The 11,825-nt window shown below is 48.4% G+C and carries 8 protein-coding genes; 5 read left to right on the forward strand and 3 right to left on the reverse strand.

The genetic code is table 11. The annotated features are described in order from the left end of the window. Positions 1 to 104: 104 nt before the first annotated feature. On the forward strand, positions 105 to 3,731 hold the full coding sequence (locus tag G8759_RS05380; RefSeq protein WP_232074139.1) for a putative LPS assembly protein LptD: 3,627 nt from the start codon (positions 105 to 107) through the stop codon (positions 3,729 to 3,731). Positions 3,732 to 3,792: 61 nt separating this feature from the next. Here the strand turns inward: G8759_RS05380 and G8759_RS05385 are convergent, their stop codons facing one another. Beyond that, positions 3,793 to 5,079 carry a bifunctional 3,4-dihydroxy-2-butanone-4-phosphate synthase/GTP cyclohydrolase II gene (locus G8759_RS05385; RefSeq protein WP_167205928.1) on the reverse strand — a complete coding sequence of 429 codons (1,287 nt, stop codon included), beginning with the start codon at positions 5,077 to 5,079 and terminating at the stop codon, positions 3,793 to 3,795. Positions 5,080 to 5,296: 217 nt separating this feature from the next. Here G8759_RS05385 and G8759_RS05390 point away from each other — a divergent pair, with 217 nt between their 5' ends. From G8759_RS05390 to G8759_RS05400, 3 genes are all read left to right on the forward strand, one after another. After that, complete coding sequence (locus G8759_RS05390; protein ID WP_167205930.1) at positions 5,297 to 7,294, forward strand: T9SS type B sorting domain-containing protein; 1,998 nt, start codon at positions 5,297 to 5,299, stop codon at positions 7,292 to 7,294. A gap of 74 nt (positions 7,295 to 7,368) precedes the next feature. Beyond that, complete coding sequence (locus G8759_RS05395; protein ID WP_162391012.1) at positions 7,369 to 7,701, forward strand: YbaB/EbfC family nucleoid-associated protein; 333 nt, start codon at positions 7,369 to 7,371, stop codon at positions 7,699 to 7,701. A 77-nt stretch (positions 7,702 to 7,778) separates the two neighbouring features. Then, positions 7,779 to 8,828: a glycosyltransferase family 2 protein gene (locus G8759_RS05400; RefSeq protein WP_167205933.1), complete on the forward strand. Its 1,050-nt coding sequence runs from the start codon at positions 7,779 to 7,781 to the stop codon at positions 8,826 to 8,828. A gap of 43 nt (positions 8,829 to 8,871) precedes the next feature. Here the strand turns inward: G8759_RS05400 and G8759_RS05405 are convergent, their stop codons facing one another. Next, positions 8,872 to 9,093 (reverse strand): PspC domain-containing protein, encoded by a 222-nt coding sequence (locus G8759_RS05405; protein ID WP_164035161.1) that lies wholly within the window; start codon positions 9,091 to 9,093, stop codon positions 8,872 to 8,874. 346 nt (positions 9,094 to 9,439) lie between these two features. Here G8759_RS05405 and G8759_RS05410 point away from each other — a divergent pair, with 346 nt between their 5' ends. Then, the gene (locus tag G8759_RS05410; protein ID WP_162391015.1) at positions 9,440 to 9,646 is read left to right on the forward strand and encodes a cold-shock protein; all 207 of its coding nucleotides are present in this window, start codon (positions 9,440 to 9,442) and stop codon (positions 9,644 to 9,646) included. Positions 9,647 to 9,816: 170 nt separating this feature from the next. Here G8759_RS05410 and lysS read toward each other — a convergent pair whose 3' ends face one another. Beyond that, entirely contained in the window at positions 9,817 to 11,586 is a 1,770-nt protein-coding gene (gene lysS, locus G8759_RS05415; RefSeq protein WP_167205934.1) for a lysine--tRNA ligase, read from the reverse strand. Positions 11,587 to 11,825: the final 239 nt, after the last annotated feature.

Here is an 11,825-nt window from a genome sequence, read left to right on the forward strand (position 1 = left end):
GAACACGTGTTGATTTAATAATTTTTAACAGCTGAAAACGTTTCAAGGCGATAGCGGGATAACTGTTCGTGAATACCTTTGTAAGCCATGGGTTTAGTACCGCTATGGCAAATATAATTTTTTTGATAAAACTCAAAAAAGGACACTTTATTTTACGGTCCCCGCTCATACGAGTTGTAATCTGCTTCCTTTGGACAGTCCTGTCGTTCAGCGCACTGGGGCAGAGCCAGCCGACGCTTAAGCGATCGGTTAAAGACACTATACCCACAGGCCCTGCTGCGACAAAACGGAAGCTGGTTTCTCCATCGGTTAAATCAACGCGACCTCTGGCAGCCACCACGACAACAGACGCGATCAAAGCAAGTAATTTGAACCGTGCATTGAACCCACCATCGGCTGTTCTAAATCGGCTGGGGGCTGGTTTGTCACGGTCCGCTTCTACGCAAGCTACTAAACCTCAGGCGAATACTTCATCGTCTAATCCAATTAACCGCGCAACCCGATCGACCAAACTAGTGCGCGATACACTCAAAGGTCGTCAACCAAATCGTGTAGCCGTTAAAAAAGATAGCCTACGGTCCCGATCGATTAAAACGACTCCAGCCGTTCGGTCGCAATCTGTCGGAAGTCAGCAAGTAATACCACCAGTTACTACGTCTGTGCAGCGCCCTGCTGATACACCCACTGTTGGGCCAACAGGAAGTACGCCCGCAGCGCGCTCATCGGCCAACAATCCTACGTCCGTTTCACCAACCAGCACCACCACAACGCCAGCCAGCAAGACGGCAATCGCAACCATTCCTCGTTCGCAAACGGTTCCGGTCGGTAAAACCCAGATCCGTCCGGGCATTGTATCACCCAATATTGTTCGTCCGCAGAGCAACACGGTTATTGCGCCTGACTCTGCCCGGATTGCTGCCGGTGACACTGCCAAAGCCGACTCGCTCAAAAGTGCTGACTCTTTTGCAACCACTGTCAAGTATCAGGCCAAAGATTCAACGATCTATGCTGCAGATGGACAAACAGTCGAATTGTTTGGGGAAGCCAGCGTTATTTATGGCGATATCTCCCTCAAGGCAGAATATATACGTCTGAATTATATTACTAACGAGGTATACGCTAAAGGTCGGTATGATTCAACGTCAAAAAAATGGATTGGCCGACCTGTTTTTCAGGATGGCGAAGGGAAATATGACACCAAAGAGATCCGCTATAATTTCAAATCCAAAAAAGGGAAGATACAGGGCGTCATTACGCAGCAGGGCGAAGGGAATGTTCGCGGGCAGAACGTAAAGAAAGATGCTGAAGATAATCTGTACATCGGTAAAGCGATTTACACGACCTGTAATCTGGAGACACCGCACTTTCACATCAATGCCAGCAAATTAAAGGTCGTTCACAACAAACAGGTAGTGGCGGGGCCATTTAATCTGGTCATTAATCAGATACCGTTGCCGCTTGGCCTCCCGTTTGGTTTCTTTCCGTTTCCAAAGAAAAAAGACATTGGCGTATCCGGTATCCTGGTGCCAACCTATGGCGAAGAACCGAATGGACGCGGGTATTATCTTCGGGATGGGGGATATTACTGGGCCGTCAGTGAAAATCTTGGGCTACAGTTCAAAGGGCAGATTTATTCGAGAGGAAGCTGGGGACTGGGGGTTGCATCAGCCTATAACAAGCGCTATCGGTACAGCGGTAGTGTGAACCTGGCCTTTAATCGCAACCGCTCCGGCGACCGGGTGGATACCTCTCAGACGCCCCGGAATGACTTCTCGTTTACATGGTCGCACTCACCTGTGCCTCGGGGGCGAGGGAGCTTTTCGGCCAATGTTAACGTCAGTAGCAACAGCTATAACCAATTTAACTCCGGCACAGGCAGCAACGCTTATATCTCCAACGTGGCGGGGTCGTCGGTGCAGTATAGCCGCCAGTTCGGGCAGTATGCACGGGCGGGCGCTAACATCCGGGTAAACCAGCAGTTTGGGCAGGTAAACCCACAAACGCTCATTCGTGAAAATGGTAAAACGGATGTGTCTTCGGATTTCAACTTCGGTATCAATCAGATTGCGCCCTTTGCACTTAAAGGGGGAACAGGGCGTTGGTATGAAAGCTTCCGCGTTGGACTAGACGTTAGCGGTTCCATCGGTATCAGTAACACCATCCGCACGCAGGTCGATACCAGTGGTTTGGGCTTTCCCGTTGTTACAGACCTAAGAACAATCAGCAGTGTCCAGCGGGCATTGGACAGTATTGCGCGGGCAACGGCTATCCGAAATGGCGTACCAGAACCCGATCCGAACCTGATTGCATTTAACATGCAGAACCTGAACCGGATCTGGCAAAATCGTACCATTCAGGCTAATTACAGCATTCCTATTTCATTACCGAACTTTAAACTTCTTCGCTACATAAACCTCACGCCAGGGTTTTCATTACAGGGTAGCATTTATACCAAGAAGCTCAAGTACACGTATTTAGGTTACCAAAACACAGTAGCAATCGACCCAGCTACGGGGCTGTATTTATCGGATCGGAATAAGGTTCGGATCGACACGATGCGGGGTTTCTTCCCGTCCTATAATTTTTCGGCTAACGTGAGTATGAACACGCGCTTCTATGGCACGTATTTCATCCGGGGAAAGCGTATTGAAGCCATTCGTCATACGGTAGCGCCTTCCATTTCTTTCAGCTATGTTCCTGACTTTACCAATCCATCATTTGGCCAGTTTCAGGTTTTATCCGGCGAAGGAAGTCTCGCGAGTCTGCCCGAATACCGCCGGACGCTATCGGTATTTCGTGGGTTGGGCGGTAGCGGTTCCAGCAGTAGCACCGAATCGGCCTTTATTACGTTTGGCATCGTGAACCAGCTGGAGATGAAGGTGCGAACGCGGGGTGATTCGGCGGGGCAGGACTTTAAGAAGATTCCAATTTTTGATAACATCAGTATCAACGGGAGCTATAATCTGCTCGCGCCCGATTATAAACTGTCGCCCATTTCAATCAGCGCCAATACGCAGATTTTCAAGAATGTTAGCTTTAACTTCTCGTCTACGTTCGATCCCTACGCATCGCGCCCTTACGGCGGAACGGCCTATTATGCACTGTTAGCCGCTACATCGGGTTCAACGGCGATTCCGCCCGATACCTATTCGCAACTCCTTCTGCGAACAATTGGCTACAGCGATCAGCAGTTCGCTCGTGTGCCAAATCTGTATGCCTTTCAGGATGGACAGGGCCTGGCACGGCTGACCAACCTCCAGGCCTATGTGAGTACGCGCCTGGCTCCCAAGCAAGCCGACAAAAAGAAAACCAGCCCGAATGCTACTGACGCGACCCTAAAGTCAATCAATAACAACCCTGAATTATACGTTGATTTTACGATTCCCTGGTCGCTCAATATCAGCTATACCTTTGGGCTAACCAAGCTGACGCCCGAAATTTCGCAGGTGATTCAGGCCCTTACCCTAACGGGAGATTTAAGTCTGACGCCTAAATGGAAAATTACATTCAACACCGGTTATGATTTCCAGTTCAACAGCCCGACGCTGACAACCATTGGCATTAATCGTGATCTGCATTGCTGGGAAATGGCCTTTAACTGGACTCCTTATTCGGGCAGTAATATTCGGTCGGGTAACTACTCGTTTGACCTGCGGGTGCGGTCTGCCATTCTTCAGGAACTCAAACTAAGCCGCCGTCGGAGTTTCTATGACACAGGCGGGTTCAGATAAACAGTATGCGGATTTCAGTAAGTAGCCTACAATGAACTGCTTACTGAAATCCGAACACTACTTATTGTTCTTCATTAATGGGCTCATTCATGATCGTGTGGCCCATCTTGTCACGCTTGGTGCGTAGATACCGCTCGTTGTAGGGATTGGATGGAATTTCGATCGGAACGGTGTCAACGATCTCCAGACCATAACCCATTAAGCCTGCCCGTTTTTTAGGATTATTCGAGATGAGCCGGAGTTTCCGGATGCCCAGATCGCGAAGTATCTGAGCACCAACGCCGTAATCGCGGGAATCCATTGGCAGACCAAGTTCAAGGTTAGCCTCAACAGTATCGCGGCCCATTTCCTGTAGTTTATAGGCCTTGAGCTTATTGAGCAGACCAATTCCCCGGCCTTCCTGAAACATATAGACCACAACGCCCTTGCCTTCCGCTTCAACCATTTCCATGGCTGCGTGAAGTTGCTGACCACAGTCGCAGCGGCATGAACCAAAAATATCGCCCGTAACGCAGGAAGAGTGGACACGTACCAGAACGGGTTCGTTGGGCTCCCAGGTGCCTTTTACCAGGGCAAGGTGTGTGTCACCCGTATTGCTTTGTTTATAGGCAATCAGATCGAAGTGGCCCCATTCCGTAGGCATATCCACGCCAATTTCGCGCCGAATCAGGGTCTCGGTTCGCAGCCGGTATTCAATTAAATCCTGAATACTAACCAGTTTCATGCCAAAACGATCGGCCATAACGCGCAATTGCGGCAGACGGGCCATAGTGCCGTCTTCGTTCAAAACTTCGATCAGAACGCCTGCGGGTGCCAGCCCTGCCAGCCGGGCCAGATCGATGGCGGCTTCGGTATGACCTGCCCGGCGAATGACTCCTCCTTCGGCCGAGCGCAACGGAAAAATGTGCCCTGGTCGGCCCAGATCTTCGGGCGTAGTGGCGGGATCAACCAGCGCCCGGATGGTCTTGGCGCGATCGGAAGCCGAGATGCCAGTCGTACAGCCATTACCCAGCAAATCGACAGAAACGGTGAAGGGGGTCGTATGAACAGAGGTGTTGCTGGTCACCATCATGTCTAATCCAAGTTCATCGCAACGCTCCTGAGTAAGAGGAGCGCACATAAGGCCACGACCTTCACGAACCATGAAATTGACCATTTCAGGCGTGATCATTTCGGCCGCGCAAATCATATCGCCTTCATTCTCGCGATCTTCGTCGTCCACTACCAATACGATTTTGCCCGCCTTAATATCAGCGATAGCATCTTCAATACGATCCAGTCGAATAGCATCCAGTTCGGGCTGATTCCCTGATTCGGTTCCGGTAATGTTGGTATTATTATTGCTCATTGGTTTGGTCGATGCGTGTAGGCGGAACTGTGCCAACTTTTAGCTTATGCGTTTATAGTTCTGGATTTTTTAGTCTATTGAATGCCCAAAACTACTTACTTTTATACTCAAAACTGTTTTTGGGAAAGATACGTTTCGCTGGACGCGAAAATGTCCGTTATGGCGTTTTTAGGAATAGAAACCGTCTTATTTCATCATTGAAAAAAACTTTACCCTTGTGCGAATTTTACGAATGTGGCCGATTGAAATTGGGGTGAAAGCCAGATGGCTATCCGCTTTCTGGACCGGCTTGTTTTTGGTTATAGGTTTAGTGGCACAGGCGCAGGACCCTAACAATAACTACTGTGTAGACCGAAAAGGAACAGCCGAAGGTGGATTCACGCTGGAAAAAGACAGGATCTGTCTTGGGGAGACGGTTAGAATAACAGCCGTACAGCCGAATGTTGTCAATGCCGGATATAATTATGAGTACAGCGGAAAAGGTATACCACTGACTCCTACAAATCTGGTTACTTATTCCGGCTATACGAAACCAGGTTCCTACACGATTATACAGGTTGGCAGTGCTGGCTCAGGATCAATTGCCTGTAAAGTCGTTACGGTATTAGCCGTTGACCCAGTTAAGTTTACAGTTAAACTATGCTCCGGGCGGAAAGCCGTTATCGTGCCTGATCAGGCTACGCTTGGGCAATACGACAAATATGAAGTATACTGGGGTGACGGTGTACGGGAACAAAAAACACGGGCCGAGATGGCTGCCCAGCCGACTCATACCTATACTGGAGCTGGATCGTCGTATACAGTAACTGTGCAGGGGCTTTATAATGCCCCAGTTGCGTGTCAACCACCCGTGGAAAGTGCTCTGATACGGCCCGTATCTACTCCGTCGGCGCCCATTATCAATGAATTAACGGTAAAGAGTGATAACTCCATATCACTAAAATATCAGTCTGATGCTACCATACCTGTTCAATTGTTGCAAAAAGATGCTTCCGGTATCTTTACGGCAAGCGGGCAAACGGGTACCGGCTCGGGCACGTTTACTGTCCAGACGGATGCCAAACAGGTTCAATGTTTTCAATTGCAGTATCAGGATGCCTGCGATAATTCGGTTGGCATTAAATCTGAACAGGTATGTAGCCTGGTGCTGGAAGCGAAAGCGGGTAACAAACAAAATGATCTTTCCTGGCAGGCTTACGCAGGCTCTACATCTGCTTCAAACACCTTCCGGGCCTATCGAATTTATAAGGGTAGTGGGCAGGCGGGTACTGTTCCTAATAGGACCACCACCGCTTATACAGATAATAATAAAATAGAATGCGGAGTACAATATTGCTATTCGCTGGAAGCAACGGTTGGCCAGACCATTATTAAATCGGCGCAAGCCTGCGTAACAGGAACGAATACCGAAAAGCCAGGAAATTTTGGTGATATTTTAGTTACCGTTCAAAATAACCATCCCTTTTTAATTGCGGCCTTGCCTACGACCAATACATCGACTAGTTATACAATGACAATAAGCCGGGCAAGTAGCCCGTCAGGTCCGTTTCAGGTCGTTGGAACAACATCTAAAAACACATTTACTGACGAGAGCGCCGATGCGTCGGCAGGTTCCTATTGTTATCAGCTGACTTATCAGAATAACTGTGGGCAGGTATCGGCTCCGTCGGAAACTGTTTGTTCGGTCTTTTTATCGTCGCAGTCGCCAACGGGTCTTGACTGGACAACCGGCTCGCCCTTTTCTCCGGGCAACGTAGCCAGTTATTCGCTTGAAGTAGTCGATTCTGTCAATAACATAAGCAAGACAATCATACTTGGCGGTAATACACATTATGAACCTGACCCGAACGATCCAAATCTGCAATCGCAGCAATACCGGGTCGTTGCCCAATCGGCTGATGGGGTGATTAGTTATTCGAATTTCTTTACATTAAGGCGCGACCCTAAAATCTTTGCGCCCGATGCCTTTACACCAAATGGCGATGGAGTTAATGATACGTTTCTGATAAGGGGAACTTTCTTTGATAAATTCAGGCTGACAATTTTCAGTCGATGGGGTGAAGTAATCTTTACAACGACCGATCGAAACCAGGGTTGGGATGGCACGATTAACGGGCAACCCGCCAATGCCGGGCAGTATATGTACCGGGTTGAAGTAATAGATTTTACCGATCAGAAAACTGTCCGTAACGGTGCGTTGTTATTAGTACGTTAGACAACGGCAGATGACTGATTTTTGCTGTTCGACGTCAAAATGTAAACGCCCAGAATCCCTTAAAAGATACCGCTATGATGGATATGTTCGGAAAAATGAAGGAAGTGCAGTCTCGGATGCAGGATGCTCAGCAGAGCCTTAGCGCCGTTACCGAAACGGGCGAGTCGGGGGCAGGGCTGGTTAAAGTCACGGTCAATGGCTTAAAAAATGTTCTGAAAATTGAGATAGACCCTGATCTGATCAAATCTCCGGCCGAAGACCGGGAAATGTTACAGGATTTGATCGTAGCTGCCACCAATAAGGCAATGGCCAATGTCGAAGTCAAAGCTCGTGAACACCTCCGAAAAGCTACTGAAGGACTATTACCAAATATTCCCGGCCTCAACCTGGACGGGCTAATGGGGTAAAGTGTTTAAGTTTGCAGTTTACAGTCGGTTTACTTCCTGCAACTGTAAAACTGCAAACTGCAAACTGCAAATTAATTTTGGATACCCTCGCAATTGTCATTCTTAATTATAACGGTCAATCTTTCTTAGCCAAGTTTCTTCCGATAGTACTTTCCTATGCTGAAGGGTACCCGGTTTATGTCGCCGATAGTGCCTCGACAGATCATTCCGTAGCCTATGTTCGGGCTACTTTCCCCAATGTTCGTCTGATTGAACTACCTTATAACGGTGGCTATGCCGGTGGTTACAATATGGCCCTTGAGTACATTCGGACTCACTACGGTGGAGCCAGGTACTATGTTCTCCCCAATTCAGATATTGAAGTAACACCCGGCTGGATCTCGCCCATATTATCACTATTGGAGGCAAATCCACAGATAGCAGCGTGTCAGCCCAAAATCCGTTCGTATAGCCAGCGCGACCAGTTCGAACATGCGGGCGCGGCTGGTGGCTTTGTCGACTGGCTTGGTTATGTTTTTTGCCGGGGGCGTATTTTTGCTACATTCGAAACCGATCATGGGCAATACGACGATAATCGGCAGGTTTTCTGGGCAACGGGCGCCTGTCTGTTCGTACGTGCCGATTTATTTCATCAGGTTGGCGGTTTCGATGCATCGTTCTTTGCCCACATGGAAGAAATAGACCTATGCTGGCGATTGCAGCGGCTTGGTTACCAGGTTTGGGCATGTGGCCAATCGACAGTTTATCATGTGGGTGGTGGTACGCTCCATAAATCGAATCCCCAAAAAACCTACCTGAATTACCGAAACAGCCTGTTCATGTTGTATAAGAACTGGCCTGCCGATGGCTGGTTGTGGGGAAAATTTCTACTACGGCTCGTATTGGATGGCGTGTCGTCGCTGCTTTTCCTGAAAGTAGGGCAATGGCGCGATGTGTTGGCGATTATCCGGGCGCACTTTGCTTTTTATCGCCATTTGCCGGAGTTACACAGGCAACGCAAAGTTTTGCTGCAGCAACAGAAAGCCGATGCTGTTCTGTATCCGCACAGCATTGTCTGGTCCTACTTTATGAAAGGGGAGAGGCTATTTAAGGAGATGCGCGATGTGTCGTCAGTTTCTCAAAACTGACAATCGTTAGGTTAGTTCCGGGAAACTGAAACTACTCAGTAATTTACAGTTCCCAGATGGTTGGATGAGCATGCCGGCGAAGATGCTTGTTCATTTCCATCCAGAAGGCCAGAATTAAATAAAGGACAACGGGCGATCCTAACGTTAGAAACGAGGTGTAGATAAAGTACAGCCGGATGCTGCTGGCCGAGATGTTCATTTTCTCTCCCAGTAACGAGCAGACCCCAAATGCCTGTTTCTCGACAAAATACCTAAGTTTATCCATACTATTTCAGCTGGCGTATGGCTCTAAAAGTTTATACGCTAATACTGCTATAACAAAGCTAACGAACGAAATCAATAGATTGTTTGCCGTTTACACAGAAAAACGCAATATATCGGGTAAAACTACCTAAAAATAGGTGCTTTTCGCCTTGAATTTGGAACAAATTTATTTACTTTGTGTTGTAGCGTGGGCAGTGGTTATTTAAACTACTGGCTTGCTATTGTCAACAAAGTCCGTTGAGTTTCAGCCAAGTATTATCTCTGCTGTATGCTTTGGTGCCTGTTTCGCGTCCTTTGTTACTCTCTGTCCCTTTGTATGTTTAATTAGTTTAATTTTTTTTAGTTTTATGCAAACAGGTGTAGTAAAGTTTTTCAACGAAAGCAAAGGCTACGGGTTTATCGTTGAGGATGATTCCAATCGTGACATTTTTGTCCACATTACGGGTCTCAATGGTATCACCATCCGCGAAAAGGACCGGGTGCAGTTCGAAGTTGTTGATGGCAAAAAAGGCCTCAACGCTGTAAAAGTGAAAAAAATTGAGTCAGATTATTAAACCTTCTCCTCTGACCACGGAATAACAAACCCCGCCCAATATCTGAGCGGGGTTTTTCAATGAGTCCTTTTGCTGAGAAGCGTGCCACGGTTCTTAATCGAACTCATAAAAACCGTGGCACGCTTCTCAGCAAAAGGCTTATCTATAACTCTGGTAGTGCCGGTTTGCCCTTATTGCCCCGTCCAACTACGAACGTCGGCGATATTGGGCATCGGAACTTCCAGTTTGAGCTTTTTGCGTACACCCCCCAAATCGTTAAAGAGTTTATTGGGGTTAGCGGTGCGGAGTTGCTCAACGGTCAGAAAACCAAGCTTTTGCACAGCTGGTATCCATTCTGCCGGAACGCCAGCCGCCACAAAGTCACTCTCATCCGATTGCTCCAGTTTCTTTTCGGGGCGCATCTGTGGGAAAAAGAGTACGTCCTGAATGGAGGGTTGGTTGGTCATGATCATCGTTAGCCGATCGATGCCCAGGCCAACGCCCGCCGTTGGCGGCATTCCGTATTCAAGAGCCCGCAGAAAATCTTCGTCCAGTGCCATTGCCTCCTCATCGCCCCGTTCGGCCAGCCGCAGTTGCTCTTCGAAGCGTTCGCGCTGATCAAGCGGGTCGTTTAGCTCAGAATAGGCGTTGGCAATCTCTTTCCCATTACAGATAGCTTCGAAACGTTCGACCAGTCCTGGCTTGCTCCGGTGCTTTTTGGTAAGGGGCGACATTTCAACCGGGTAGTCGGTAATGAATGTCGGCTGAATCAGATTGGGTTCGCAGGCGTCACCAAAGAGTTCATCGATCAATTTCGATTTGCCCATTGTGCTGTCGACCTTGATTCCGCGACCTTCGGCTACCTGCCGGAGTTCCGCTTCTTCCATGTCCGACACGTCAACACCCGTATATTCCTGAATGGCTTCGAACATAGTCAGGCGTTTCCAGGGGCGTTTGAAGTCGATAACGTTGTCGCCAACGGTCACTTTCGTCGTTCCGGCCACGTCTAACGCCACTTTTTCGACCATTTCCTCGATGGTGTCCATCATCCAGAGATAATCTTTATAGGCAACGTAAAACTCCACCTGCGTAAATTCAGGATTATGAGTTCGGTCCATCCCCTCATTCCTGAAATCTTTGGCAAACTCGAATACCCCATCATAGCCGCCTACAATGAGTCGTTTCAGGTACAACTCGTTGGCAATCCGCATATAAAGCGTCATGTCGAGCGAGTTGTGATGCGTACGGAATGGCCGTGCCGCTGCTCCACCATGAATTGGTTGAAGAATCGGTGTTTCGACCTCCAGATAACCTTTCTGGCTCAGGAACTGACGAATTGAATTGACCAGCTTGGTTCGCTTCACGAACACATCGCGCACATGCGGGTTCACGATCAGATCAACGTAGCGCTGCCGGTAGCGTTGTTCAGCGTCCGTAAAAGCATCAAAGGTTTCCTTTTCGCCTTTCTCGTTCACCACTTCTTTCACTACGGGGAGGGGCCGCAGCGACTTATTCAAGACCTTGAACTCATTCACGTAAACCGACAGTTCGCCGGTTTTGGTCGAGAAAACATGCCCACGAACACCAATAATATCGCCGATGTCAAGCAGTTTCTTAAATACCGTGTTATACTGCGTTTTGTCTTCGCCAGGGCAAATGTCATCACGCCGGAAATAAAACTGAAGCCGTCCGGTAGAATCCTGAATTTCGGCGAAGGATGCGCTTCCCATAATGCGAAAACCCATCAGCCGACCAGCCAGCTGAACGTTTCCCCAGCGTTCGTCGCCAGACAGGTCCATTTCGGGGGCAATCTCAGTTCCTGGGCCCTTGTCGAAAGCAGCGCGGATATCGGCAATGGTCGTTGTTACATCGAATAATGCAGCAGGATAGGGATCGATACCCATCCGTATTAATTCTTCGCGTTTTTGTCGGCGGTTTATTTCTTGTTCGCTCAGTAGCATGATAGTCAATGTGTCGGTCGGCCTAAGGAAAGAACCGACCACTATTTGAGGGCGCAAAAATAGTGAAAAGGATTGGCGTTTACAGGTATAAGGTTGAATAGACTATAGTCGAAAGGGGCTTTATGTGTTTTCGCGTTAGCGTAAACTATAAAGCCGGGACGGTGAACTTTCGGGAAATTGATCGGGACGAATCACTTTTTACGAAAATCACTGCTCCTTGCTATGCCATCTCTGGCTTA

Origin of the sequence: Spirosoma aureum (assembly GCF_011604685.1) — a bacterium.
Taxonomy (GTDB): Bacteria; Bacteroidota; Bacteroidia; order Cytophagales; family Spirosomataceae; genus Spirosoma; species Spirosoma aureum.

Bases quoted from the DNA above. Each gene is read 5' to 3' on its own strand.
- G8759_RS05405 (WP_164035161.1), bottom strand. From the start codon at position 9,093: ATGGATAAACTTAGGTATTTTGTCGAGAAACAGGCATTTGGGGTCTGC.
- lysS (WP_167205934.1), bottom strand. From the start codon at position 11,586: ATGCTACTGAGCGAACAAGAAATAAACCGCCGACAAAAACGCGAAGAA.
- G8759_RS05410 (WP_162391015.1), top strand. From the start codon at position 9,440: ATGCAAACAGGTGTAGTAAAGTTTTTCAACGAAAGCAAAGGCTACGGG.
- G8759_RS05380 (WP_232074139.1), top strand. From the start codon at position 105: ATGGCAAATATAATTTTTTTGATAAAACTCAAAAAAGGACACTTTATT.
- G8759_RS05395 (WP_162391012.1), top strand. From the start codon at position 7,369: ATGATGGATATGTTCGGAAAAATGAAGGAAGTGCAGTCTCGGATGCAG.
- G8759_RS05385 (WP_167205928.1), bottom strand. From the start codon at position 5,079: ATGAGCAATAATAATACCAACATTACCGGAACCGAATCAGGGAATCAG.